The following is a 25,237-nucleotide window of genomic DNA, read 5'->3' on the forward strand; positions in this document are numbered from 1 at the left end:
TTTTAAATAAAAACAGCCAAGTGACGCACAACTTGTACTTTGGTCGCCCTCGCGAACAACGTCGTACGCCCCAAACACAAGCGGCGCCCCTTCGGGCGCCGCTGGCAGGACCTGTCGAGCGCCCTTACAGCAATAACCGACGGATATCGGTCAGCACGTCCGCCAGGAAGGCGGTGAAGCGCGCGGCATCCGCCCCGTTGATGGCCCGGTGGTCATAGGAAAGCGACAGCGGCATCATCAGTCGCGGCTGGAAGTTGCTGCCATCCCACACGGGTTTCATCTGCGATTTTGAAACCCCGAGAATCGCCACTTCCGGTGCATTGACGATCGGCGTGAAGGCAGTACCGCCAATCGAGCCAAGGCTCGAAATGGTGAAACAGCCACCGGTCATCTCGTCGCGCTTGAGCTTCTTGGTCTGCGCCTTCTTGCCAAGCTCGGCCATTTCCTTGGCGATCTCGATCAGGGATTTTTTATCCGCATCGCGCACCACCGGCACCATCAGGCCATCGGGCGTATCCACGGCAATACCGATATGGACGTAGTGCTTCCATACCAGCGTTTCGCCGTCACCCTTGAGGCTGACGTTGAACTGCGGGAATTTACGCAGCGCAAACGCACAGGCTTTGACCATGAACGGCAGCGGGGTCAGCTTGGCACCCTGGGACTCCGCCTCGGCCTTCATCGACTTGCGGAAGTCCTCGAGCTCGGTGATATCGGCTTCGTCGAACTGGGTCACGTGGGGCACGTTGACCCAGCTGCGATGCAGATTGGTCGCCCCCATCTTGAGCAGGCGCCCCATCGGCTTCTCTTCGACCTCGCCAAACTGGCTGAAGTCGACTTCCGGAATCGGCGGAATGCCGGTGCCCCCCGTAGCGGCAGGCGCGGCGCTTGCCTGGGCGCTGCCCTGGTTGGCAATCGCCTGCTTCACGTAGGCCTGAACATCTTCTTTAAGCACGCGGTCTTTCGGCCCGCTGGGCTTGACGAGCCCCAGGTCAACGCCGAATTCTCGCGCCAGCATCCGTACCGCCGGCCCGGCATGCACCAGCTTGCCGTCACGCGGCTTGTGCGACGCCATCTGTGCTTCCGGGCTCGGTGTCCCGGCAGGCGAGGCCGCCGGCTTGTCGCTTGCCTGACTGGCGCTGCTCTGCGGGGCTTTTTCCGGCGCCTTGGGGGCGGCCTTTTCAGGGGCGGCTTTCTTGCCACCCCCCGCGGAAGCCACTTCGATGTAGCCAATGACATCGCCTTCAGAAACCGTGTCGCCCTCCTTGACGGTCAGTTCCAGAAGCTTGCCCTTGTAGGGGCTGGGCACGTCCATCGAAGCCTTGTCGGACTCCAGGGTAATCAGCGGGTCTTCTTCATTGACCTCATCCCCGACGGCCGCGCCAATCTCGATAATCGGCACGTCAGACGAGCCGGAAAGATCCGGTACGCGAATCTCTTTGCGCTCCGGTTCGCCGCTGGCGGTGTCTTCCTGGTCGTCCGCCTCGACTGCTTGCGGCTCGCTGCTGGCGTCGCTTGCGGCTTGCGCCTGCGGGGCGTCGTCAGCGTCGTCGCCACCTTCACCCGCGATCTCCATCTGGCCGATCACATCGCCTTCGGAAACGCTGTCGCCTTCTTTGGCGGTAAAGCTGACAATTTTGCCGCTGTAGGGGCTGGGCACGTCCATGGAGGCTTTATCGGACTCCAGCGTGATCAGGGTGTCTTCCGCCTCGACCTCATCGCCTTCGCTGACCGCGACTTCGATGATTTCGACACCGTCATCGCCGCCCAGATCCGGCACTTTGATATCAACCGTCTGCTTACCACCGGCTGACTTTTTAGCCGCAGGCTTCTGCTCTTGCGGCTTTTCTTCCTTAGGCTTTTCTTGCTTCACTGGAGCCTCTTCGGGCTGGCTATCAGACGAGCTAGCTTCGCTACTCGTGTCGCCGCCACCTTCGACTTCCAGCTCGACGATATCGTCGCCTTCAGAGACGCTATCGCCCTCTTTGACCAGCACCTTGACCACCTTGCCGCCTTTGGGGGCGGGGACGTCCATGCTGGCTTTATCGGATTCGAGCGTGATCAGGGTGTCTTCCGCTTCGATGACATCGCCTTCCGACACCGCAATCTCGATGATTTCGACATCGGTATCGCCGCCGATATCGGGAACTTTGATGATTTCGCTACTCAAGGTCGCGCTCCTTTAAAATCGGATCGAGCCGGCGGGCATTGCCCGCCGGGCAGCGGATCAGCTGGTCAGCGGGTTCGGCTTGTTGGCATCGATACCGTATTTCTTCAATGCCTCACCAACGTGCTTGCGATCGATGTCACCTTGATCGGCCAGCGCGCGCAGTGCCGCGACGGTCACGAAGTAACGATCCACCTCGAAGAAATAACGCAGCTTCTCGCGAGTATCGGAACGACCAAAGCCGTCGGTGCCCAGTACGGTATAGTCGTTCGGCACCCAGGCGCGCACCTGATCTGCATACAGCTTCATGTAGTCGGTAGACGCGATAACCGGTCCGTCACGGCCTTCCAGGCACTTGGTGACGTGAGGCTTGTTGGCCTCGGCGTCCGGGCTCAGGAAGGCTTCACGATCCAGCAGCAACGCTTCACGACGCAACTCGTTGAAGCTGGTCACGCTCCAGATATCGGCACCGATGCCCCAGTCGCTTTCCAGCAGCTCGGCAGCGGCTTCGACTTCGCGCAGAATCGTCCCCGACCCGAGCAGCTGAACGCGGCCCTTGTCACCCTTGGTTTCGCGCAGCAGGTACATGCCCTTGACGATATCGTCGGTCGGCACGGTTTCCAGCTCCGGATGCTCGTAGTTTTCGTTCATGACCGTGAGGTAGTAGAAGCAGTTCTCCTTGTCGGCGAACATGCGCTTCAGGCCATCCTGCAGAATAACGGCCACTTCGTGGGCATAAGTCGGGTCGTAGCTTCTGCAGTTGGGGATGGTCGACGCCTGAATCAGACTGTGGCCATCCTGGTGCTGCAGACCTTCGCCGTTGAGCGTCGTGCGCCCTGCGGTACCGCCGACCATGAAGCCACGCGCCTGCAGGTCACCGGCGGCCCAAGCCAGGTCGCCGATTCGCTGGAAGCCGAACATCGAGTAGTAGACGTAAAACGGCAGCAGGGTGACGTTATTGTTGCTGTAGGAGGTCGCCGCAGCGATCCACGCTGACATGGCCCCCGCTTCAGAAATACCCTCCTCGAGAATCTGGCCCTTCTGATCTTCACGGTAGAACATGATCTGGCCTTTATCGACCGGCTCATATTTCTGACCTTCAGAGGTGTAGATCCCCAGCTGACGGAACATGCCTTCCATGCCGAAGGTACGCGCTTCGTCAGGAATGATCGGCACCACTTTCTTGCCAATTTTCTTGTCCTTGACCAGCCCGTTGAGCACACGCACAAAGGCCATCGTCGTGGACACTTCGCGCCCTTTGGAACCGCCCATCTGCGAGGCAAAGGCCTTGTCTTCAAGCGTGGGGATTTCCAGGGCGTCAAAGTCGCTGCGACGCGCCGGCAGATAGCCGCCCAGACGCTCGCGCTGCAGGTGCATGTACTTCAGCTCGGGCGAATCCTGCTCGGGCATGTAGTACGGCACGTCCTTGAGCTGCTCGTCGGTGAGCGGAATGCCGAAGCGGTCGCGGAAGGTCTTCAGCGCTTCGTACTCCATGCTCTTGACCTGGTGGGCTTCGTTGGCGGCTTCGCCATCGCCGCTGCCCATACCGTAGCCTTTGACGGTGTGCGCCAGGATCACGGTCGGCTTGCCGTTCGAGGTATTGACCGCCTCATGGTAGGCGGCGTAGACCTTGAACGGGTCGTGGCCACCACGGTTGAGCTTCCAGATATCCTCGTCGGAGAGATCCTTGACCATCTCCTCGGTTTCCGGGTACTTGCCGAAGAAGTGCTCGCGGGTGTAGGCGCCACCGTTGGCCTTGTAGTTCTGGTACTCGCCGTCGACCGCTTCGTCCATGCGGCTTTGCAGGATACCCTTCTTGTCCTTCTCGAACAGCGGATCCCAGTGGCGACCCCAGACGACCTTGATGACGTTCCAGCCGGCACCGCGGAACACGCCTTCGAACTCGTCCATGACGCGGGAGTTGCCGCGTACCGGGCCGTCAAGGCGCTGCAGGTTGCAGTTGATGACAAAGATCAGGTTGTCGAGGTTTTCACGCCCGGCCAGCGAGATGGCACCCAGGGATTCCGGCTCGTCGCACTCGCCGTCGCCCATGAAGCACCAGATCTTGCGGTCGTACATGTCCTTCAGCTCACGGTGATGCAGGTACTTCATCACGTGCGCCTGATAAATCGCCTGGATCGGACCCAGCCCCATCGATACGGTGGGGAACTGCCAGTAGTCCGGCATCAGCCATGGGTGCGGATAAGACGACAGGCCATCGCCGTCGACTTCCTGGCGGAAGCTGTCCATCTGTTTTTCGGTCAGACGGCCTTCCAGGTAGGAGCGCGCGTAAATGCCCGGCGCCACGTGCCCCTGGATGTAGATCAGGTCGCCTTCGAAGTCGCCGTTGGGGGCGCGGAAGAAGTGGTTGAAGCCCACATCATAGAGCGTCGCCGATGACATGAAGCTGGCAATGTGACCGCCCAACCCTGGCTTGGCCCGGTTATTGCGGATCACCTGGGCAATGGCGTTGTAGCGGATCAGGGAACGGATACGCCGCTCCATGAACAGGTCGCCAGGCATCGGCGCTTCGCGATGAACCGGAATCGTATTACGGTGCGGGGTTGTCACCGAGAAGGGCACCTTCATCCCGTCACGGCGCAGGCGATCCGCCAGGCGGGTCATCAGGTAGCGGGCACGATCTTCGCCCTCACGATCCAGCACCGATTCCAGGGAATCTATCCATTCCGTGGTTTCGACCGGATCGAGATCTTCTCTTGTCTCCAGACTCATAGAGGTCTCTCCGAATGACGATAAATGACGATGAGCCCCGCTAACCCGTCGGGCCTGGGGCGGCTGCGGTGTGCGCCACCACAGGCATGCAAGTAGCCGACGCCGACGCGCCGTGCTGGGGGTTTTCGCTCTACATTCAACAAGCTACGCGCCTGAAGATGTAGTAAAGCTACATATGGGTAATAAACGTTAGCCTTTTGTATAGGTGAAGATACCGCAAAGTCGCCACGCTGCCAATTGCGGTGAAGGCTAAAAAGCGATCGAAAACAAACTATTGCACCGCAACATAAGGTGTTGTCAAGACGTTGAATGGCATGAAAAAGCACTCTAACGTGTAGTCAAACTACCGTTTCATTGTCTTCTCTCACCGTGACTTAAATCACTTTTCAGGGCGTCAGCTGCTGGCGCAGATAGGCCCAGTCAAAGGCCGGCCCGGGGTCGGTCTTGCGCAGCGGTGCCACCCGGGCGTGGCTGGTCACGCGCTCAGGCGTGATCGCCGGGTAGCGCGCTCTAAGCCACTCGATCGCCTCAGCCAGGCGGGCATATTGCACTTTGGTAAAGGGGGTGGCGTCATCGCCCTCCAGCTCGATGCCCACCGAGAAGTCATTGAGCGCTTGCCGCCAGCGCCGCTGACCCGGATCCCACCAGCAGGAGCGTCCCGCGTGCCAGGCCCGCCATTCGGTATCGACGAACTGAATACATTCGCCATCGCGGCGAATCAGCAGATGGGCCGACACGCGCAGGTGGGCAATGGCGGCAAAGTAAGGGTGCTCATGGGGATCCAGCCGATTGGTAAATAACGCCTCGATGGCAGCCCCCTGAAACTGGCCGGGCGGCAGGCTGATGGCGTGAATCAGCAGCAATGACACCTCACCGTGAGGGCGTTGGTCAGCATTCGGGGAGACCACCTGACGGGCGGATGACCACCAGCCCGGGGAAGAATGTGGGTCAGTCACGCAAGGACTCCTCTACGTTGGCGCACTCTTTCACTATAATGCCGGGCATAGACGCTAACGCCCAGAGAACCGACCACTATGCATTACCAGACCGCACTTGCCGAAGAAATCCGTTCCAGCGCTGCGCGCCTGCTGGCCGAGGACGTGGGGCCAGGGGATATCACCGCCGAGCTGATTCCCGATCAGCAATGGGCAACCGCCGAGGTGATTACCCGGGTTCCCGCCGTGCTCTGTGGCGTGGCCTGGGTCGACGATATCTTTCGCCGCCTGGATAGCCGCGTGGCGCTGCGCTGGCAGGCCGCCGACGGCGACCGACTGGACGCCGGGCAATGCTTGCTCACCCTGGAGGGGCCAGCGCGTAGCCTCCTGACCGGCGAGCGCGCAGCGCTCAACGTGCTGCAGACGCTGTCGGCGACCGCGACGACCACGCGTGCCTATGTGGACCTGATTGCCGATACGGGGGTGCGCCTGTTGGACACCCGCAAGACGCTGCCGGGCATGCGACTGGCGCAAAAATACGCCGTCATGTGTGGCGGCGGCCACAACCACCGCATTGGGCTGTGGGATGCCTTTTTGATCAAGGAAAACCACATCGCCGCCTGCGGCGGCATCCAGGCCGCCGTCGCCCAGGCGCGCAAGCTGGCCGCCGAGCTCCCCGTGGAAGTGGAGGTCGAGAACTTTGCCGAGCTCGAGCAGGCCCTTGCCGCCAAGGCGGACGTCATCATGCTGGACAACTTCAGCCTGGATGAGCTGCGCACGGCGGTGGAGCTTACGGCGGGCAGCGCCACCCTGGAGGCGTCGGGTAACGTCGACGCCTCGACGCTGCTGGCGATTGCCGACACGGGGGTGGACTGTATTTCCTGCGGCACCCTGACCAAGGACATCAAGGCCATCGACCTGTCCATGCGGGTCACCCCTCAGGCAACCCCCTGAGGGCGGGTCATCACGTTTCCACGGCGTTGAGCCGCTTCTGCAGCCGAAAGCGCTGAAGCGGCTCGCCGCCGCGCTCGACCCACTGTTCGCCCAGGTTCGTCCAGCCACGCCGCAGCAGGCGCTCGTAAAGCGTCAAGCTCGCCTCGATCTGGATGCGGTCGACACCCTGCTCCAGCAGGAAACGCTCTGCATGAATAAGCAGCGTGGTGCCGATCCCCCGGCCGTTGAGCGATGGCCAGACGTAGAGCGTTTCGACCCTCCCCGTCGGTACATCGAGCTCCAGAAAGCCGACACAGCGTCCATCGCAGATGGCCACCAGCGTCGTGTAGAGCGCTTGGCGGGCGGACCAGGCGCTGGCCTCACGGGGCAAGACGTTGGCCCAGGCGCGGCGCTGGGCCAGGCTATAACGCGTCGCGGCCCCTTGCATGACCGCATGGTAGAACACCTCCGCCTGGTCGGCGGCGTCCCGCGCGCGTGCCAGGCGGTAGGTCACCCGCGTCGTCGAGGGCTTGGCAGTCTGATCGTCCGTCATGTGTCACCTTGTGGGCGTTAACGCTTTCTTTTTCAAGGCATGCCCTGCGCCACTGCGCTGAGAACACGGCTGTTTTATACTCGGCTACTGGTTTTCCTTTTCGATAAGGCAGTGTGATGCACCATGCCCCTCCCGGCGCGTCTTTTGCGCTGACACCGATCGGCCATGTGGTAAGCGACTACGCCGATAAGTTTGGCGTCCCCCGGCAGCCCGGGCTGGCGCCGGCCGCCAACGCCCGGCTGGTTCTCGACCCGCCCTATGATGACCCGCTTGCCGTGCGCGGACTGGACGCCTTCAGCCATGTGTGGATCAGCTTTGTGTTCCATCAAAGCCCTGAGCGCTGGTCACCTCTTGTCAGGCCGCCACGGCTGGGCGGGAACCGCAAGGTCGGCGTCTTTGCCAGCCGCAGCACTCATCGCCCCAACCGCCTGGGGCTGTCGCTTGCAACCCTGGAGGGTATCGACACCCGGCAAGGGGTCTGCCTGATGCTGTCAGGCTGTGATCTGATCGACGGCACCCCGGTGGTGGATATTAAACCCTATCTGCCCTGGGCTGAAGCACGCCCGGATGCGCAGGCGGGCTTTGCCCCTGACGCCCCCGCTCGGCTGGCGGTGCATTTCAGTGACGCCGCGCTCACCCAGTTGGCAACCCGGGATGATCACACCTCGCTCAGGGCGTTGATCGAACAGGTGCTGAGCCAGGACCCTCGCCCGGCCTATCAGCAAAACCGACCCTCCGCAAGGGTATACGGGGTGCGGCTGCGCAATGTGGACGTCAAGTTTTGCCCGCGCCAGAACGGCGAAACCACCACGCTGGACGTGGTGGCAATCGATACGCTGACGCCCGAGCGCTAGCGAGGGAAGGTGATCCCCAGGCGGCGACCGACTTCCTCGTAGGCCTCGATCACGCCGCCCAGTCCTTGACGGAAGCGATCCTTGTCGAGCTTTTCGCGGGTATTCGCGTCCCACAGCCGGCACCCGTCAGGCGAAAACTCATCACCCAGCACGACACTACCGTTGAACACGCCAAATTCGAGCTTGTAATCGACCAGCAGCATATCGCCTTCGGCAAACAGCTGCTTGAGCACATGATTGACCTTGAAGGTGAGCGTCTTCATCTTGGCCAGCTGCTCGGGAGTCGCCCAGCCAAAGGTTTCCGCCAGCGACTCGTTGATCATCGGGTCGCCTTTATCGTCGTTCTTCAGGAACAGCTCGAAGGTGGGCGGAGTAAGCGCGATGCCCTCTTCAACGCCCAGACGCTTGACCAGGCCGCCCGCCGCAATGTTGCGCACGACGCACTCGACCGGAATCATGTGCATGTTCTTGACCAGGCTTTCGGTATCCGACAGCTGTTTCTCGAAATGCGTCGGGATACCGGCGTCTTCCAACCGTTCCATGATGAAGGCATTGAAGAGGTTGTTGACCATGCCTTTGCGCGCCAGCGCTTCTTTTTTCTTACCGTCAAAGGCGCTGGTATCGTCGCGAAACTGGAGCACCAGCAGATCCGGGTCATCGGTGGTATAGACAGATTTCGCCTTACCGGCGTAGAGTTCTTGGCGCTTTTCCATGGGAGCTCCGAAATCAGACAAGGGTCGTTGAGTTAACGTAGGTAGCTAGCGATCCGCTCAAGCAGCTCGCGCTGAGCGTTTTCGCTTAATGGCTGATCGCCGGTAGCTTCGGCCCGCAGTACGCTCTCGTCGCCGCGCGACTCGACCGTTACACGAATCTCTTGCGCCAGCTCGCTGGTATCGGTGAACGTCACGACCTGAAGCAGGCTACGATCACGCTGCTCACGGGACAGATAGCTGACCAGGAAGGTGCGGCTGTCAGGGTCGGCGGCCAACAGTTCGCGCTCGTCGGCCTGGTCAAAGTCCTTGGCCAAGTAATGGTGCACATCTGCCCATACTCGATCGGCCTCGAACGGTGCCACAACCTCCCAGGTATCGCCCCGTTGGCGAAGGGCAATCGGCGTATCGCTATCCTGGCGCTGCGCATTCCAGGATGACGCCGTCGCGGACGCCGTCTGAGAGGACGCGGCGTTGCTCAAGTAGCCTTCCAGGGCATCCAGACAGCTTGCCATGCTCTGTCCATCGCGCTCGCAGCGTACTTCGGTGGCGCCTTCGCGCAATGCCGGCTGTACACGGAAAGCGGCCTGGGAGGTGTCCAGAACCCCTTCGCTGGCACGGCGCTCCTGAACGTCCAGCCCCCGCTGGCGCACGAAGCCTTCCAGCTGCGGCCAGACGCGGCTCGGATCCGCCGCCACCACCAGCCAGCGGCGGTCGCCGATTTCACGGTTCGTCACGTAGTCCTCATCACCGATACGCCCAATGGTGAGCGGCTGCGGAGGACGCACGTCGGCGATGCCGTCCTGGGCGCGCTGGCCGGAGACATCCGGCACCGGCAAGATATCGCGATAGCGTTGAGGGTTGCGGGTGTCGGGCAGCACCAGTGGCGATGCAGGCTCGGCGTCCACGTAGTCCAGGTTGCGGTCATCAAAGAAGCCTTCATCCCGGGCACAGCCGGCAAGCGCCACGGCCGTCACCAGGGCCAGCGGGATCCATTTCAGCGCACGTTGTTCAAGCACAGAGCTCATCAAGCCACCTTAATTCAACGGGTCGGTTACCTGACGCCTCGGAACATTGTGACGCCAGGTAGCAAAGAGTTTCGTGCGGGCTAGTCTTCCACCACGCCCGCCAGCTGGAGGGCTTCGCTGACCGTGGCGTGGTATTTTTCCGACAGCCAGGTCAGCGGCAGACGAATCCCCGCGTCCGCATACCCCATGCGATTTAACGCCCACTTCACCGGAATGGGGTTGGACTCGATGCCCAGATTGGTATGCAGCGGCATCAATCGCGTGTTGATCTGGTGCGCCTTGTCGGAATCCCCCGCAACGGCTGCGGCACACAGCTCATGCATGGCGTTGGGCGCGACGTTCGCGGTCACGGAAATATCGCCGTGCCCGCCCATCAGCATGAAATCACAGGCGGTGGCATCGTCGCCCGAATAGAGCATGAAGTCGCTGCCCTTGAGGCGAGCGATAAGGTCTTCGGCGCGTTCCAGGTTACCCGTGGCATCCTTCAGGCCGATGATGTTCTTGACCTCAGCCAGCCTGACGACGGTCTCGTTGTAGAGATCCGAACAGGTGCGGCCGGGCACGTTATAGAGAATCACCGGCAGCTTGCTGCCCTCGGCTACGGCCTTGAAGTGCTGATACAGGCCTTCCTGGGTAGGCTTGTTGTAGTAAGGGCAAACGGATAGACAATAGTCTGCACCGACTTCACCGGCGTAACGTGCCAGCTCGACGGCTTCTGAGGTGGCGTTGGCGCCCGTGCCGGCAATCACCGGAATACGGCCGTCCACTTCCTCGACCACGCTGCGGATCACGTCGAAGTGCTCGGCAAACGACATGGTCGTGGGCTCACCGGTCGTGCCCGCCGCGACAATCGCATCGGTGCCATTGTCGAGATGGAAATTCACCAGACGACGGAGCGCCTCCCAGTCGATGTCGCCATTGACCTTCATCGGCGTCGCCAGGGCGACGATGCTGCCTGTGATCATCCGTATTTCCTCACCTGCCAGGGGTTGAATCAAGCGTCCGTGTCGCACGAGATAAGGCGCCGAATGGGTGCGTAACGCAGCCTGCCATCATCTCAACAGGGATCCACAAAGGCCAAATGGTACTCAGGAGGCTCGACCCTGTACAGCGGAAAGCTCGGTGAGTTTTTGCGTCGGCAGGTTTTCGCCTTTGACATGCGCGGCGAGCTTGCGTGTAATCGTCCGTGAACGCCACTTCCCATGGGAGCCAGATATGACACTTGACGTAGGCCAGCCAGTCCCCGATTTTTCCGCACCGGCCACGGGGGACACCACCCTCAAGCTATCCGATCTTCGCGGCCAGCAGGTCGTGGTGTATTTCTATCCCAAGGCGAGCACGCCGGGATGCACCACCGAAGGCGGCGATTTCCGCGACCGCAAGGCGGACTTCGACGCCGCCAACACCGTGATCGTCGGGGTTTCCCGCGACGGTCTGCGAGCCCAGGAGAACTTCAAGGCCAAGCAGGATTTCAACTTCACGCTGGTGTCGGACAAGGACGAAACCGTGTGCCGACTGTTCGACGTGATCAAGCTCAAGAAACTCTACGGCAAGGAACATCTGGGCATCGAGCGAAGCACCTTTCTGATCGACAGCGAAGGCAAGCTGGCCGAGGCGTGGCGCGGCGTCAAGGTGCCGGGCCACGTTGATGAAGTGCTCGCGGCGGCACAGGCGCTTAACGCGGGTTAACCCAAGTCTGCCACCCTCCTCTGGGTGGCAGCTTGCCCGGCGCTACGGCGACTCGTCGCTTGCCGCCACATGGCGACGCTCGTCGCGCCCCTGCATTCCCCGTGGCCAGGCATGCACCAGGGCTTTCAGCAAGGTGGCCAGCGGGATGGCAAAGAACACCCCCCAGAATCCCCATATCCCGCCGAAAAACAGCACCGCTACAATGACGGACACCGGATGGATATTGTTGGTTTCCGAGAACAGCACCGGCGCGAGAACGTTGCCGTCCAGCGCCTGGATGATGCCGTAGGCCACCAGCACGTAGACAAACGACTCGCTCAGGCCGAAATGAAAGCCGGCCACAGCGGCGACGGGCAGGGTCGCCACCGCCGCACCGATATACGGCACCAGCACCGAAAAACCCACCAGCACCGCCAACAGCGCCGTATACGGCAGCTTGAAGAACGAGAAGGTGATGAAGGCCACGGTGCCGACAATGATGATCTCGATGAACTTGCCGCGAATGTAGTTGGCAATCTGGTCGTCCATCTCTCGCCAGATACGCGACATCAGGGTGCGCTTCTGCGGTAGCAACGACAGCGTGAAGCCGACCAGTACCTCACGATCCTTGAGCATGAAAAAGACCAGGATCGGCACCAGCACCAGGTAGATAATCAGCGAGAGAATATTGCCAAGCGATGCCAGCGACAGGGTCAGCGCCCGCTGACCGAGCTGGCTGATCTCGCGGCTGGCCACGCCGATCCAGTTCTGCATCTGATCCGGCGTGATCAGATTGGGGTACCGCGACTGCAGCTCATCCAGCCAGTCCTGGCCGCTGGCGAACATGCGCGGCGTTTCCTGCACCAGACCAATCAGCTGATCCCAGATCAGCGGCATCAGGATGAAGGCCAGCGCCAGCAGCACGCCAACGAAGGCCAGGAACACCACGATGACCGACAGCAGATGCGGGATGCCACGCCGGGAGAGCGCCCCAACCACCCCCTGAAGCAGAAACGCAATGACCAGCGCGGTAAAGAACGGGGCGAGCATGCGGCCAAACCAGATCACCGCCGCGAACCCGGCCACCAGCACGACCAGCAGGATGAGGGCTTCTTCATCCGAAAAATAACGATCCACCCAGCTTTTCAGGATCGCACGCACGGTCATGAACGCTCACCTTCGGCCTTGCGAAGCCAGTAATGATAGATATCACCGCGCTGTTCGCGGGCTTCCAGGTGATGGGCACTTTGCTCGGCAAACGCCTCGATATCGCGCCAGGAGCCGGCATCGGTGGCGCGCACCTCGAGCAACTCGCCCGCCGCGAGGCCTGCCAGTGCCTGCTTGGCCTTGAGTAGCGGCAGAGGACAGTGAAGCCCGCAGGCATCGAGCACAGTATCGGGCTGTAAGCGCGTTGTTTGCTCTACCATTTTACTCCCCTTGAAAAAAGACGCTGCACGTGTCGGCCATTGTTGCATAGACTGTGCCGTATTCACTGCGCATTGATTTAACGGCACTTCATCCCATGAATCAATGTCACAAGCGGTGACGTAGCGCTTTCCATCACCGATGAGGATGCCATGCCGCGCCTTAGCAACGCCCCTGCAGGCTGGACGCGCGCCTTAGCGCTCGCCTGTGCCACCCTGTTGATTCCTTTACCGGGTCTCGGCAACGAACAGACGCTACCCAGCCTTGGGGGCGGTTATTCGTCGGCGAACGACGAAGAATACCGGCTGGGCCGCGCCTGGCTTCGCCAGTTTCGCGCCCATGCGCCCCAATGGCAGGATCCGATCACCCACGACTACCTGGCCGGCCTGATTGACCGGCTGGCGCCCCATAGCCAGTTGGGCGAGCTGGATATCATCGCCGTGATGGTCGACCAGCGCACGCTCAATGCCTTTGCGGTGCCCGGCGGCGTGGTGGGGATCAACGCCGGCCTGTTTGCCTTCGCAGAAGACGAGGGGGCGTTTGCATCGGTCATCGCCCACGAACTCGGCCACCTTTCCCAGCGGCATTACGCGCGCAGTAGCGAGCGCGCCGAGCAGACACAGCTGCCCGCCATGGCCGGGATGCTCGCCGGGATGCTGATCGCTGCGGGCGGCGGCGGCAATGCAGGCATTGCCGCCGCCATGGGCTCCCAAGCGGCGCTTATCCAGGATCAGCTTACCTACTCGCGTCGCTACGAACAGGAGGCGGATCGCGTGGGCCTCCAGGCCATGGCCGATGCCGGTTACGACCCCAACGCCATGGCGCGCATGTTTCGCACCCTGCAGCGCAAGGCCAGCCTGCAGGGCGGCACGCCTCCCGAGTTCCTGCTGACCCACCCGGTCTCGGAATCGCGCCTCAGCGACGCCCAGTCACGCGCCGCCCAGATGAGCGTTGCCGATAGCTACTCGAACAATACGCTTTACGATATGGTCCGCGGCCGGGCATTACTGCAGATTCATCAGCAGTCGCCCGAAGAGGCCGTTTCGCGCCTGGCGCAGGAAGACGCCGACGACACCGCCCAGCGCTACATCAGCGCCTTGGTGGACGCCAGGAACGGGCAGGTGGATACCGCCCTGCAGACACTGGATCAACTGGCAGACGAACAGCCCGACCTGGCGATGCTGCCCGCGTCGGCGGCGGAAGTAGCGCTTCAGGCACGTCGCTACGACGAGGCGATCCGCCGTAGCCAGCAGCTGTTGCGGCTGATGCCCAACTACCTGCCGGCCCAGCTGGTACTTGGCGAAGCGCAGCTTCAGCGCGACCCTGATGCGGCCTACGACGTCCTGCGCGATGTCACCGCACAACACCCCGACAACCCACAGGGTTTCAACCTGCTGGCAGAAGCCGCCGGACGCAGCGGACGCAGCGGCTGGGGCCACCTGGCCCGGGCGGAATACCTGCAGCTGACCGGCCGCATGGATAGCGGCATCCGCCAGTTGGCGATCGCCGAAGACGCCGCCGAGCGCGAAAATGATCGTCAGGCGCTGGCGCGTATCGAGCGTCGTCGCGAGGACTTCATGGACTATCGTGAAGCGCTGGAAGATTTTTAGCCCCGACCGCAACCGGCGACGGCTTCAACCGCCGCCCGGATCGCCGGGCGAGAATCGGCCGGCGATGACGCTGCGCTCAGGCGTTGAAGTTTAGCATCCGCTCGAGTGGCTTGAGCGCCTTGAGCCGTAGCTGGCTATCGACATGAATTTCGCCGCTGCCGTCGCGCAACGCCCCGGCCAGGTTGTCCAGTGCGTTCATCGCCATCCACGGGCAGTGCGCACAGCTGCGGCAGGTCGCGCCATTGCCCGCCGTCGGGGCTTCAAACAGCGTCTTGTCAGGCACCGCCTGCTGCATCTTGAAGAAAATGCCGCGATCGGTGGCCACAATCAGCTGTTCGTTGGGCAACGCCTTGGCCGCCTTGATCAGCTGCGATGTCGAGCCTGCCACATCGGCCAGCTGAACCACCGGGGCCGGCGACTCGGGGTGAACCAGTACCGCAGCGTCCGGATACAGGCGTTTGAGATCCTCGACGCCTTTTGCCTTGAACTCCTCGTGGACGATACAGGCACCGTCCCACATCAGCATGTCGGCGCCGGTTTTTTTCTGGATATAGCCCCCCAGATGCTTGTCGGGGGCCCAGAGAATCTTCTCGCCCTTGGCCTGCAGGTGCTCGATCACCTCGACGGCGATCGAGGAGGTGACCACCCAGTCGGCGCGCGCTTTCACGGCCGCCGAGGTATTGGCGTAGACCACGACGGTACGCTCCGGGTGCGCATCGCAAAAGGCGCTGAACTCATCCGCAGGGCAGCCGATATCCAGCGAACAGGTCGCCTCGAGCGTGGGCATCAGTACGCGTTTGTCGGGCGATAGGATCTTCGCCGTCTCGCCCATGAAGCGAACCCCGGCCACCACCAGCGTGGTGGCATCGTGGCGGGCACCAAAGCGGGCCATTTCCAACGAATCGGCGACACAGCCGCCGGTTTCCTCCGCCAGCTGCTGGATGGCGTCATCGGTATAGTAATGCGCCACCAGCACGGCGTTGTGCTGCTTGAGCAGGCGCTTGATTTCAGTCACGCGCGCCTGATCTTCAGCGGGAATGCGGGTCGGGCAGTACGGGCTGGGCAGCGGAGCATCAAGCTCGGCTTGGGAAGTCATAATAGTCATCGTGTCTACCACTGTGACGAACAGGGAATCCCCCTGTTAAACACCAGTCGCGGCGTATGCGCTCCGCAGGCGCCGCTCTCGATGGCAGTGGCCGCTGCGTCTCTCGCGGTGGGCCGCTGCCGCTTTCTATCACTGCTGGGACTATTCTGGCGGGAAAAGGTTGCCGACGGCAAGCCTAATTGGCGGACAATGGCAAAGTGCCCAACGCAAAACGCCCCTGACAGCAGACTGTCAGGGGCGTGATTATTGGTGGGTCGTGCAGGATTCGAACCTGCGACCAATTGATTAAAAGTCAACTGCTCTACCAACTGAGCTAACGACCCGGCGCACGCATAAGCGGCACAGGTTATGGCGGTTCGGCTGGTGGGTCGTGCAGGATTCGAACCTGCGACCAATTGATTAAAAGTCAACTGCTCTACCAACTGAGCTAACGACCCGCCCGAACGGATGCATATACTACGTATGAGCTACGCTATCCGCAAGTCTTTTTTGAACTTTCGCCTAAACGACCGGGTGGCACAGGCCGGCGTCAGGCCATCATTAATGCCTAGCGCCGCTTGGGCTTGCGCATCGCCTGCACGGGGCGGCGCTTGTTCTTGTCCCGACTCCAGCGGTTTTTCTCGTCCGGCGTCAGTTCGGGCACCTTGCGCGTCTCGAGCTGGGCAAGCGCCGCCAGATCGTCCACTTCATCCTGGGAAAGCTCGACCCATTCGCCCGCCTTGGCGCGCTTATCCAGGAAGATGTTGCCGTATCGCACCCGCTTCAGACGACTTACCGTCAGCGCCTGGGATTCCCAGAGACGGCGGACTTCGCGGTTGCGCCCTTCGAGAATGACCACGTGGAACCAGGTATTGATGCCTTCACCGCCGAACTCCTGCACGTCGGTAAAGCGGGCCGGACCATCCTCGAGCATGACGCCATCGACCATGGCCGTGATGTGCTCACGCTTGACCTCACCCATGACGCGCACGGCATATTCGCGTTCGACCTGGGTCGAGGGGTGCATCAGCCGATTGGCCAGCTCACCATCAGTGGTGAACAGCAACAGGCCGCTGGTATTGATATCCAGACGGCCGATCGCGATCCAGCGCTCACCCTTCAGGCGCGGCAGGCGGTCGAATACGGTACGCCGGCCTTCCGGATCCTTGCGGGTACACAGCTCGCCTTCGGGCTTGTTGTACATGATCACCCGGCGCGGCGTCTCGTCTTCCGGGCGCAGGCTCACCGGACGGTCGTCAACGCTCACCTTGTCGCGGACTTCCACGCGATCGCCCAGCTTGGCGACCTGGCTGTTGACCTTGACGCGGCCGTCGGCGATGACGGTCTCCATTTCGCGCCGCGAGCCAAGACCGGCGCGGGCAAGTACTTTCTGCAGCTTTTCGCTGGTGGGTGGGGTGTTACTCTGACTCATGGTCGTCTGACCTCTCATCATGGGTCGGCGTGCGCGCGGCTTGATCATTGCTGCGCTGCGCACGTGCCGCCAGGCGTGCCTCCAGATCGGCAAAGCTCAGCGGCTGGGTTAACGCCGTCTCGGCGTGCGTATCGGCGCTATCGGCCGTTTCGGGTGGCGCATCCTGCACGGTTTCGGGCGTTTCGTCCAGTGCTTCTTGGCCGTCAGCCATCGGCGACTCGAGCTGCGGAGGCGCCGGGGCGGAGTCATTGCCTGCTTCGTCGCCGTCGGCTTCCCGGCTGACCAGCTCGTGCATGGGCGGCAGCGCATCCAGGGTCTTGAGCCCGAAATCGTCCAGAAAGCTGCGCGAGGTGGCATACACGGCCGGCCGGCCCGGCACATCGCGATGGCCGACCACGCGTATCCAGCCGCGCTCCATCAGGGTGCGCATGATCGAGCTGCTCACGCTCACCCCACGTACGTCTTCAATATCGCTGCGGGTCACCGGCTGACGGTAGGCAATCAGCGCCAGGGTCTCGAGCAGCGCTCGGGAATAGCGCTGCGGCCGCTCGTCCCAAAGCCGGGAGACCCACCGCGATAGCCGCAGCCGAATGCGCAACTGGAAGCCCGAGGCGGTTTCCACCAGTTCCAGGGCACCGTCGCGGTGCCGCTCGTCCAGCCGCGACAGCACCTCGCGCAGCTCCGCCCGCGACGGGCACTCCCCCTCCACAAACAGGGTTTCCAGGCGCTCCACGGGCAGCGGCTCCCCCGCCGCCAGCAGCGCCGCTTCCACAATTTCATCCAGTGCCGTGCTGACGTTGCTCATGACATATCCCTGTCGACGCTGTCGGGCGCATCGTCCCGATGTTGCTCATCGGCGTGCTGTTCAAAGGCGCTTTCTTCCGGTACAAGCGCTTCGGCATTGTCCCGCTCGAACGCATCGTCATGCCCCTCAGCGTCGCTGATCGCCGCCGGCCTCGCCCGGACGTGGATCGGTGAAAGCGGTGCATTCTGTACGATATCGATCATGGCTTCCTTGGCCAGTTCCAGAATCGCCATGAAGGTGACCACCACGCCCGCACGCCCCTCCTCCAGGGTAAACAGCGCGGCGAAGGGAACATAGTGCGGCGCCCCTCCCTCGCCGCCGAGCTGCGCCATGATCCTGAGCATTCGCTCACGGGTGGACAATACTTCACGACTGATATGGTGCGCCTGGGCCAGCTCGGCGCGCTTGAGCACATCCGCCAGCGCGCCCAGCAGTTCGTCCAGCTCCACTGGCGGATGAATGACCCGCGATTCCAGCGGCGGCAGACCCGCCTGCGCGCTGAACCAGTCACGGCCGAGTCGCGGCAGCGTATCCAGTGACTCGGCCGCTTCTTTCAGGCGCTCGTATTCCTGCAGGCGACGGATCAGCTCGGCGCGCGGATCCTCTTCTTCCTCACCTTCCGCCTTGGGGGGGCGAGGCAGCAGGGTGCGCGACTTGATCTCGGCCAGCATGGCCGCCATCAGCAGATATTCGCCGGCCAGCTCGATTTCCATCGCCTTCATCAGCTCCACGTACTCGATGTACTGATGGGTGATGGTCGCCACGTTGATGGTCAGAATATCCAGGTTCTGGCGGCGGATCAGGTAGAGCAGCAGGTCAAGGGGCCCCTCGAACGCTTCCAGAAAGACGCGCAGCGCCGCCGGGGGAATATACAGATCCTCCGGTAGCTGGGTAATTGGCTCGTTGAATAGCCGCCCCAGCACCTCGGCCATCGGCTCGGCGGCCGAGACATCAGTGGTCGCGGGGGTGGCGTCGGCGCTTGGCGTCTCGCTCACGCGGGTCGGTTTCCTCGGTTAATGATGCAGATGCAGCGGCTAGCTATCTGCTGATCCCTAGATGGGCGCAGTGTAACAAAGTCGCAGAAGACCGTGACCAGGCACTACGTTACCCCGCTTCGGCCGCTTTGCGGTAGCGCCCCTGATAATCAAACAGCTTATCGCGAAGCTGCCAGTGACGCCCTACTTTACGCCCGACCACAAAATCGGGGTGGCGCAGGCGACGCTGCTCGCTGACGACCTCCTCGGGCGTGGTGGGCTGCCAGGTGCCCCCTGGTGCACGCAGATGGTCGCGCAAAAAGGCGGCGTAGAAAGCGCGGCGCTGGGCCGGCGTTTCCAGGGCAAACCACTCCGCCAGACTCGCGCCGTCCTCATCGTGGTAGGTAATCTTGAGACGCGGCAGGCCGCGCCCGTTGGTAGTGGCCTCCAGCGCCATGCCGCTGACCCTCAGCACCTTGGCGTCCTTGAGCTTCAAGGCATCCTTGAGCTTGTTATCGGCGTCCACCAGCAACGTCTCACAGCCGTGGCAGCGGCGGGCGGCAATATCGTTCTCGGCCCCGCATTCATCGCAGACCTTGAAGCGAAAACGGAAGTCGCACTGGCGACGCTTGCCTGCTTCGTCCTCGATCAACCCCTGGCAGCGGCGGCCAAAGTGCTCGATCACCAGATCGCCGTCGCGCTTGCCCCAGAACAGATTGGCATGGCCGCAGGCCGGGCACGGCACCTGGACGGGCTCGCTGTCGCTATCCGGCTTGGGCTCGCCGACTTCCGGCGCGTACAGGTCCCAGGGGTTGCCCGCGTAGTCGAGCACCAGGCAATCCTGCTTGCCCGGCGCCAGACGCAGCCCCCGCCCCACCATCTGCTGGTACAGGCTGACCGACTCGGTGGGCCGCAAGATAGCGATCAAGTCCACGTGCGGCGCATCGAAGCCGGTGGTGAGTACCGCCACGTTGACCAGGTACTTGAGCGTCTGGGCCTTGAAGGCCGCGATGATCGCCGTGCGCTCCTGGGATACCGTACCGCCGGTAATCAGCGCCGCCTGGTCGGCGGGTAGATACCCCATGATTTCTTCGGCGTGGGCCACGGTAGCGGCAAAGATCATCACGCCCTGTCGCCCTTCGGCGTATTCGACCACCTGGGCGATGATACCCGGCGTGGCGCGATTGCCCGCCACCACCTGGTTGAGGTCGGCCTCGCTGTAGGCGCCGCTGGCCGCCGGCGCCAACCGCGAAAAATCGTAGCCCTCGACGGCCATATCCCGGCGCTTGGGCTCGGCCAAGTAGCCCTGCTTGACCATCAGCCGCAGCGGCTGCTCGAACACGCAGTCGCGAAAAAAGCAGGCATCGCTGCCTTTCACCATGCCGTGATAATGGCGGTGATAGATAAACCCCTGCCCCAGCCGATAAGGCGTTGCCGTCAGGCCGAGCACCTTGAGCTGGGGATTTTGCTGCTGCAGGTGGTCGATCACTTGACGGTAGCTGGCCCCTTCGTCCAGCGAGACCCGGTGGCACTCGTCGATCACCAGCAGCGTAAAGCGGTCATCGGCAAACTGATCCAGGTTGCGCACCACCGATTGTACAGAGCCGAACACCACCTGGCGCTGGGCGTCCTTGCGCTTGAGCCCGGCGCTGAAAATATCGGCCTTGAGGCCATACGCCTGGTACTTGGCGTGATTCTGCTCGACCAGCTCACGGACGTGCGCCAGCACCAGCACCCGACCGCGTGCCAGCCGGGCTAGCTCGGCGATCACCAGCGACTTGCCGCTGCCCGTCGGCAGCACCACCACCGCTGGGTCGTGGGAGGCACGAAAGTGCTCGACCACCCGGCTGACGGCGTTCGCTTGGTAAGGACGTAACTGGGGAACGGTCAAAGAATGAGACGCTGGCAAATCAATTAGCCTGCTATTGAACTATTCAGACATTCGTCTGATCTGATGTTGACGGGGAAACAACCTGTTGACCCATTGAGATTGAGCATATCGCGCTTTATTGCACAGGAGACCCTTTATGGATGCCTCGCACTTCAGACCCGAATGCCCCGACTGCCAAAGCCGGCTGAAGCACTTACCCCCCACGCGTGGTGGTAAACATCATGTTTTCTGCGCCGAGTGCGGGCATGATTTTGGTCGCTACGAAACCTTAGTGGCGCGCTATCGACATGAACTTGACGCGCTGGAAACCCGGTTAGGGCTATCACCAACGGCTGACGATGGCGCTGTGCAGACCCCACGGCAGCCGTAACCTGCTACGGCGGCAAACGCCGTAGCAGGTGCTTCCTGGACGCTACTTCAGCCAGGTACGCGCGTTGCGGAATAGGCGCAGCCAGGCGCCGTTCTCGGTCCACTCGCTGGGCCGCCAGGAGTTGGTCACCGCCCGGGCCACGCGCTCGGGGTGCGGCATCATGATCGTGACGCGCCCGTCGGTCGTGGTCAGGCCGGTGATACCGGAAGGCGAGCCGTTGGGATTGGCCGGGTAACGCGTGGTGACCTGGGCGTAATTGTCGATGTAGCGCATCGCCACCTGGCTGCTCGACTGCATGCGCCGCAGGTGGGCGCTGTCGCGGAAGGCCGCTCGCCCTTCACCATGGGCCACCGCGATCGGCAGCTGCGACCCTTCCATGCCCGCCAGCAGAATGGAGGGGCTCTTTTCCACCCGCACCATGGAAAGACGAGCCTCGAACTGTTCGGACTCGTTGCGCACGAAGGCCGGCCAGTCGTCGGCACCGGGGATCAGCGACTTGAGCTGCGACAGCATCTGACAGCCGTTGCATACCCCCAGCGAGAAGCTATCGTCACGCTGGAAGAAGTCGGCAAACTGTTCGCGGGCACGTGCGTTGAACAGCACCGATTTTGCCCAGCCACCGCCGGCGCCCAGTACGTCGCCGTAGGAGAAACCGCCGCAGGCCACCAGGCCCTTGAAGTCGTCGAGGGAGACCCGCCCTTCGAGGACGTCACTCATGTGCACGTCGACGGCGTCAAAGCCGGCCTTGTCGAACGCCCAGGCCATTTCCACCTGGCCGTTGACGCCTTGCTCGCGAAGCACGGCCACGGCCGGTTTCGTGGTGTTGATGAACGGCGCAGTGATGTCCTCGTTGACATCAAAGCTCGGCGACGCGGACAGCCCCGGGTCGCGCACGTCGAGCAGGTTATCGAATTCGTTTTTCGCGCACTCGGGATTATCGCGCAGCGCCTGCATGCGGTAGCTGGTTTCGGACCAGGTCCGCTGCGTCAGTTGGCGGGTGGTTTCAAGCAGCGGCTCTTCAAACAGCGTGACGCGCACCTGATCGTCGTAGCGTGGGCGGGCGATGACCCCGCAGGTTTCGATCCCGGCCACGGCGAACTGGGTCAGCACCTCTTCGGTGTCCTGGCGATTGACCTGGATCACCGCGCCCAGCTCTTCGGAAAACAGCGCGCCAAACGCTTCCACCGGCTCGTCGACCAGCCAGTCGAGTTTGATTTCAAGCCCGGAATGGGCGGCAAAGGCCATCTCCAGCAGCGTCACCAGCAAACCACCGTCGCTGCGGTCATGGTAGGCCAGCAGCTTGCCATCGCGGTTGAGGCCTTGAATAACCTCGAAGAACGCCTTGATGTCTTCGGCATCGTCCACATCCGGGCACTCATTGCCGACCTGACCGTATACCTGCGCCAGGGCCGAGCCGCCTATCCGGTTCTGACCGTTGCCCAGGTCGATCAGGATCAGGTCGGACTCATCCTGCTCCAGGTTGATCTGGGGCGTCAGGGTGGCCAGGGCGTCGGTCACCGGCGCGAACCCTGTCACCACCAGCGACAGCGGCGAGGTAATGCGCTTGTCTTCCGTCTCGCCCTGGGCGTTTTCGGCTTGCCAGGCGGTGCGCATGGACATCGAGTCCTTGCCTACCGGAATGGCGATGCCCAGCGCCGGGCAGAGCTCCATGCCCACGGCGTGGACGGCGTCGAACAGCGCCTGGTTTTCACCCGGATGGTCTGCGGCACTCATCCAGTTGGCCGACAGCTTGATGTCGCCGAGCTTGGCGATCGGTGCCGCCGCCAGGTTGGTAATGGCTTCGGCCACGGCGAGGCGTGCGCTGGCCGCCGGGTCGATCAACGCCACCGGGGGACGCTCGCCCATGGCCATGGCCTCGCCCGCGTGGGTATCGAAGCTGGCGGTGGTAACCGCCACGTCAGCGACCGGCACCTGCCACGGCCCTACCATCTGATCGCGGGCCACCTGGCCGGTGATCGAACGGTCGCCAATGGTAATCAGGAAGCTTTTCGACGCCACCGTGGGCAGCCGCAGAATGCGATCAAGCGCTTCGCGCAGGTCCAGATTATCCAGCATCACGCCCGACAGTTCCGGCGACTGGCGATGAAACTCGCGCTGCATCTTGGGTGGCTTGCCGAACAGCACGCTCATCGGCAGATCAACCGGCTTGGTGTCGAAATGGCCGTCGCGCACTTCCAGATGATGCTGTTCGAGGGCCTCGCCGACGATCGCGTAGGGGCAACGCTCCCGGGCACACAGCGCTTCAAAGGTGGCAAGATCCTCCTCTGCCACCGCCAGCACGTAACGTTCCTGGGCTTCGTTGCACCATATTTCCAGCGGGCTCATGCCCGGCTCGGCGTTGGGCACCGCGCGCAGGTCAAATAACCCGCCGCGTCCGCCGTCCTTGACCAGCTCCGGCAAGGCGTTGGAAAGCCCGCCCGCGCCCACGTCGTGGATAAAGCGGATGGGGTTGTGGTCGCCCAGCGCCCAGCAGCGGTCGATCACTTCCTGGGCACGGCGCTCGATTTCCGGGTTTTCCCGCTGCACCGAGGCAAAGTCCAGGTCGGCGCTCGAGACGCCGGAGGCCATGCTCGACGCCGCCCCGCCGCCCAGGCCAATCAGCATCGCCGGGCCGCCCATGACAATCAGCTTGCCACCGGCCGGAATATCGCCCTTCTGCACGTGTTGCGCGCGAATGTTGCCGTAGCCCCCGGCGATCATGATCGGCTTGTGGTAACCGCACCGTTCGATGCCGTCATCGCTGAGCACATCCTGCTCGTAGGTCCGGAAGTAACCGGTCAGATTGGGACGGCCAAACTCGTTATTGAAGGCGGCGCTGCCGATCGGCCCGTCGAGCATGATGGCAAGCGCCGACTGCATGCGCTCGGGTTTGCCGTAATCGAAGGCTTCCCAGGGCTGCACGAACTCGGGGATGCGCAGATTGGACACGGTAAACCCGGAGAGTCCCGCCTTGGGTTTGCCGCCGATGCCGGTGGCGCCTTCATCGCGAATCTCGCCCCCGGATCCGGTCGCCGCCCCGGGAAAGGGCGCAATCGCCGTCGGATGGTTATGGGTTTCCACCTTCATCAGGATGTGGATAGGCTCCTGATGGGTGCCGTACAGCGCCCGCTCGTTGTCCGCGCCGATCAGCGGCGTGGCAAAAAAGCGCCCGGCCTGGCTGCCCTTGATCACCGCAGAATTGTCGCTGTAGGCCGACAGCACGTTGTCCGGCGAGGTAGCAAAGGTGTTCTTGATCATCTTGAACAGCGAGTGGCTTTGCGGCTCGCCGTCGATCAGCCAGTCGGCATTGAAGATCTTATGGCGGCAGTGCTCGGAGTTCGCCTGGGCAAACATCATCAGTTCCACGTCGCTGGGGTTGCGGCTCAGCTCGTTGAAGGCCTCGACAAGGTAGTCGATTTCGTCGTCCGCAAGCGCCAGCCCCAGCTCGCGATTGGCCGTGGCCAGCGCCTCGCGCCCGCCGCTCATGATATCCACGCTGCCCAGCGGCGCCGGCTCATGGTGGGCAAACAGCTTGGCGGCGTCCGAGGCATCCGCCAGCACGGTTTCGGTCATCCGGTCATGCAGGCAGGCGACCACCGCCGCCATCGCGTACTCGTCGGGCACGGCGCTGAAGGCGATACGGTAATCAATGCCGCGCTCAATGCGCGACACGCTGGTCACGCCGCAGTTGCGGGCAATGTCAGTGGCCTTGGACGACCAGGGCGACTGGGTACCGATGCGCGGCACCACCAAAAAACGCTGCGCGCCCTTGGGTGGCTCAACCGCTTCCTCGTGACCGTAATCCAACAGCTGTGCCAGCCGCTCGCGGTCGGCCGCGTCCAGCGCATCCTGATGGTGGTCAATGAAGTGGACGTAGTCGGCGGATAACGCCTCGACCTCGGGGACACGTTCACGCAACACCGCTAACAATCGAGCATGACGGAAGGCAGAAAGGGCGGGCGCGCCTCGCAGTTCGAGCATATCCAGAAGCCTCTAGAGCAGGAAGAATTCGAGCAGGGAAATCACCAGGCCGCAGTGCGGCCGTCTTTTTCACGACACTGATTG

General features: G+C 62.5%; 19 protein-coding genes and 2 tRNA genes. 4 read left to right on the forward strand and 17 right to left on the reverse strand.

The window, feature by feature from the left end:
- Positions 1 to 124: 124 nt before the first annotated feature.
- The 3 genes from aceF to ampD all read right to left on the reverse strand — a co-directional run bounded on the left by aceF (position 125) and on the right by ampD (position 5,856).
- A complete protein-coding gene (gene aceF / locus QC815_RS01665; protein ID WP_309766598.1) occupies positions 125 to 2,170 on the reverse strand; it encodes a pyruvate dehydrogenase complex dihydrolipoyllysine-residue acetyltransferase in 2,046 nt (681 codons plus the stop codon).
- 57 nt (positions 2,171 to 2,227) lie between these two features.
- The gene (gene aceE / locus QC815_RS01670) at positions 2,228 to 4,900 is read right to left on the reverse strand and encodes a pyruvate dehydrogenase (acetyl-transferring), homodimeric type (protein WP_230448381.1); all 2,673 of its coding nucleotides are present in this window, start codon (positions 4,898 to 4,900) and stop codon (positions 2,228 to 2,230) included.
- A 386-nt stretch (positions 4,901 to 5,286) separates the two neighbouring features.
- The gene (gene ampD, locus QC815_RS01675) at positions 5,287 to 5,856 is read right to left on the reverse strand and encodes a 1,6-anhydro-N-acetylmuramyl-L-alanine amidase AmpD (protein WP_230448380.1); all 570 of its coding nucleotides are present in this window, start codon (positions 5,854 to 5,856) and stop codon (positions 5,287 to 5,289) included.
- A gap of 78 nt (positions 5,857 to 5,934) precedes the next feature.
- Here ampD and nadC point away from each other — a divergent pair, with 78 nt between their 5' ends.
- Positions 5,935 to 6,789 carry a carboxylating nicotinate-nucleotide diphosphorylase gene (nadC, locus tag QC815_RS01680; RefSeq protein WP_230448379.1) on the forward strand — a complete coding sequence of 285 codons (855 nt, stop codon included), beginning with the start codon at positions 5,935 to 5,937 and terminating at the stop codon, positions 6,787 to 6,789.
- A gap of 10 nt (positions 6,790 to 6,799) precedes the next feature.
- Here nadC and QC815_RS01685 read toward each other — a convergent pair whose 3' ends face one another.
- Entirely contained in the window at positions 6,800 to 7,321 is a 522-nt protein-coding gene (locus QC815_RS01685; protein WP_230448378.1) for a GNAT family N-acetyltransferase, read from the reverse strand.
- Between the two features lie 116 nt (positions 7,322 to 7,437).
- Here QC815_RS01685 and tsaA point away from each other — a divergent pair, with 116 nt between their 5' ends.
- On the forward strand, positions 7,438 to 8,175 hold the full coding sequence (gene tsaA, locus QC815_RS01690; RefSeq protein WP_309766602.1) for a tRNA (N6-threonylcarbamoyladenosine(37)-N6)-methyltransferase TrmO: 738 nt from the start codon (positions 7,438 to 7,440) through the stop codon (positions 8,173 to 8,175).
- Here tsaA and purC read toward each other — a convergent pair.
- From purC to dapA, 3 genes are all read right to left on the reverse strand, one after another.
- Positions 8,172 to 8,888, reverse strand: coding sequence for a phosphoribosylaminoimidazolesuccinocarboxamide synthase (gene purC, locus QC815_RS01695; RefSeq protein ID WP_230448376.1), 717 nt, complete (start codon positions 8,886 to 8,888; stop codon positions 8,172 to 8,174). The two genes, tsaA and purC, sit on opposite strands and share 4 nt — an antisense overlap.
- Before the next feature lie 32 nt (positions 8,889 to 8,920).
- Positions 8,921 to 9,913: a lipoprotein, NlpB gene (locus QC815_RS01700; RefSeq protein ID WP_309766603.1), complete on the reverse strand. Its 993-nt coding sequence runs from the start codon at positions 9,911 to 9,913 to the stop codon at positions 8,921 to 8,923.
- An 80-nt stretch (positions 9,914 to 9,993) separates the two neighbouring features.
- Entirely contained in the window at positions 9,994 to 10,878 is an 885-nt protein-coding gene (dapA, locus tag QC815_RS01705) for a 4-hydroxy-tetrahydrodipicolinate synthase (RefSeq protein ID WP_230448374.1), read from the reverse strand.
- 250 nt (positions 10,879 to 11,128) lie between these two features.
- Here dapA and QC815_RS01710 point away from each other — a divergent pair, with 250 nt between their 5' ends.
- Positions 11,129 to 11,602, forward strand: a complete 474-nt coding sequence (locus QC815_RS01710) for a peroxiredoxin (RefSeq protein ID WP_230448373.1) — start codon at positions 11,129 to 11,131, stop codon at positions 11,600 to 11,602.
- Positions 11,603 to 11,644: 42 nt separating this feature from the next.
- Here the strand turns inward: QC815_RS01710 and QC815_RS01715 are convergent, their stop codons facing one another.
- A complete protein-coding gene (locus tag QC815_RS01715) occupies positions 11,645 to 12,748 on the reverse strand; it encodes an AI-2E family transporter (protein ID WP_230448372.1) in 1,104 nt (367 codons plus the stop codon).
- A complete protein-coding gene (locus QC815_RS01720; RefSeq protein ID WP_230448371.1) occupies positions 12,745 to 13,008 on the reverse strand; it encodes a sulfurtransferase TusA family protein in 264 nt (87 codons plus the stop codon). The genes QC815_RS01715 and QC815_RS01720 overlap by 4 nt, the downstream gene beginning before the upstream one ends.
- A 150-nt stretch (positions 13,009 to 13,158) precedes the next feature.
- Between QC815_RS01720 and QC815_RS01725 the strand changes: the two genes are divergently transcribed.
- Entirely contained in the window at positions 13,159 to 14,616 is a 1,458-nt protein-coding gene (locus QC815_RS01725) for a M48 family metalloprotease (RefSeq protein ID WP_230448370.1), read from the forward strand.
- Between the two features lie 76 nt (positions 14,617 to 14,692).
- Here the strand turns inward: QC815_RS01725 and nadA are convergent, their stop codons facing one another.
- The 8 genes from nadA to purL all read right to left on the reverse strand — a co-directional run bounded on the left by nadA (position 14,693) and on the right by purL (position 25,153).
- Positions 14,693 to 15,721: a quinolinate synthase NadA gene (nadA, locus tag QC815_RS01730; protein WP_230448369.1), complete on the reverse strand. Its 1,029-nt coding sequence runs from the start codon at positions 15,719 to 15,721 to the stop codon at positions 14,693 to 14,695.
- Between the two features lie 247 nt (positions 15,722 to 15,968).
- Positions 15,969 to 16,044: transfer RNA gene (locus QC815_RS01735), tRNA-Lys, on the reverse strand.
- A 38-nt stretch (positions 16,045 to 16,082) separates the two neighbouring features.
- A tRNA-Lys gene (locus tag QC815_RS01740) sits at positions 16,083 to 16,158 on the reverse strand.
- A gap of 110 nt (positions 16,159 to 16,268) precedes the next feature.
- Positions 16,269 to 17,132: a 23S rRNA pseudouridine(2605) synthase RluB gene (gene rluB, locus QC815_RS01745; RefSeq protein ID WP_230448368.1), complete on the reverse strand. Its 864-nt coding sequence runs from the start codon at positions 17,130 to 17,132 to the stop codon at positions 16,269 to 16,271.
- Positions 17,119 to 17,937, reverse strand: coding sequence for an SMC-Scp complex subunit ScpB (gene scpB / locus QC815_RS01750; protein ID WP_230448367.1), 819 nt, complete (start codon positions 17,935 to 17,937; stop codon positions 17,119 to 17,121). Before scpB ends, rluB begins: the two co-directional genes overlap by 14 nt.
- On the reverse strand, positions 17,934 to 18,932 hold the full coding sequence (locus QC815_RS01755) for a segregation and condensation protein A (protein ID WP_230448366.1): 999 nt from the start codon (positions 18,930 to 18,932) through the stop codon (positions 17,934 to 17,936). Before QC815_RS01755 ends, scpB begins: the two co-directional genes overlap by 4 nt.
- A gap of 109 nt (positions 18,933 to 19,041) precedes the next feature.
- Positions 19,042 to 20,820 carry a DNA repair helicase RadD gene (gene radD / locus QC815_RS01760; protein WP_479694309.1) on the reverse strand — a complete coding sequence of 593 codons (1,779 nt, stop codon included), beginning with the start codon at positions 20,818 to 20,820 and terminating at the stop codon, positions 19,042 to 19,044.
- Between the two features lie 394 nt (positions 20,821 to 21,214).
- On the reverse strand, positions 21,215 to 25,153 hold the full coding sequence (purL, locus tag QC815_RS01765; RefSeq protein ID WP_230448365.1) for a phosphoribosylformylglycinamidine synthase: 3,939 nt from the start codon (positions 25,151 to 25,153) through the stop codon (positions 21,215 to 21,217).
- Positions 25,154 to 25,237: the final 84 nt, after the last annotated feature.

Source organism: Vreelandella gomseomensis, from assembly GCF_031451645.1.
Taxonomy (GTDB): domain Bacteria; phylum Pseudomonadota; class Gammaproteobacteria; order Pseudomonadales; family Halomonadaceae; genus Vreelandella; species Vreelandella gomseomensis.

What these genes read in the sequence shown, in the direction of transcription:
- QC815_RS01710 (WP_230448373.1), top strand. Translation starts at nt 11,129, where the DNA reads ATGACACTTGACGTAGGCCAGCCAGTCCCCGATTTTTCCGCACCGGCC.
- rluB (WP_230448368.1), bottom strand. Translation starts at nt 17,132, where the DNA reads ATGAGTCAGAGTAACACCCCACCCACCAGCGAAAAGCTGCAGAAAGTA.
- QC815_RS01715 (WP_230448372.1), bottom strand. Translation starts at nt 12,748, where the DNA reads ATGACCGTGCGTGCGATCCTGAAAAGCTGGGTGGATCGTTATTTTTCG.
- scpB (WP_230448367.1), bottom strand. Translation starts at nt 17,937, where the DNA reads ATGAGCAACGTCAGCACGGCACTGGATGAAATTGTGGAAGCGGCGCTG.
- nadC (WP_230448379.1), top strand. Translation starts at nt 5,935, where the DNA reads ATGCATTACCAGACCGCACTTGCCGAAGAAATCCGTTCCAGCGCTGCG.
- QC815_RS01685 (WP_230448378.1), bottom strand. Translation starts at nt 7,321, where the DNA reads ATGACGGACGATCAGACTGCCAAGCCCTCGACGACGCGGGTGACCTAC.
- QC815_RS01700 (WP_309766603.1), bottom strand. Translation starts at nt 9,913, where the DNA reads ATGAGCTCTGTGCTTGAACAACGTGCGCTGAAATGGATCCCGCTGGCC.
- tsaA (WP_309766602.1), top strand. Translation starts at nt 7,438, where the DNA reads ATGCACCATGCCCCTCCCGGCGCGTCTTTTGCGCTGACACCGATCGGC.
- purC (WP_230448376.1), bottom strand. Translation starts at nt 8,888, where the DNA reads ATGGAAAAGCGCCAAGAACTCTACGCCGGTAAGGCGAAATCTGTCTAT.
- purL (WP_230448365.1), bottom strand. Translation starts at nt 25,153, where the DNA reads ATGCTCGAACTGCGAGGCGCGCCCGCCCTTTCTGCCTTCCGTCATGCT.
- QC815_RS01725 (WP_230448370.1), top strand. Translation starts at nt 13,159, where the DNA reads ATGCCGCGCCTTAGCAACGCCCCTGCAGGCTGGACGCGCGCCTTAGCG.
- QC815_RS01720 (WP_230448371.1), bottom strand. Translation starts at nt 13,008, where the DNA reads ATGGTAGAGCAAACAACGCGCTTACAGCCCGATACTGTGCTCGATGCC.
- nadA (WP_230448369.1), bottom strand. Translation starts at nt 15,721, where the DNA reads ATGACTATTATGACTTCCCAAGCCGAGCTTGATGCTCCGCTGCCCAGC.
- dapA (WP_230448374.1), bottom strand. Translation starts at nt 10,878, where the DNA reads ATGATCACAGGCAGCATCGTCGCCCTGGCGACGCCGATGAAGGTCAAT.
- aceE (WP_230448381.1), bottom strand. Translation starts at nt 4,900, where the DNA reads ATGAGTCTGGAGACAAGAGAAGATCTCGATCCGGTCGAAACCACGGAA.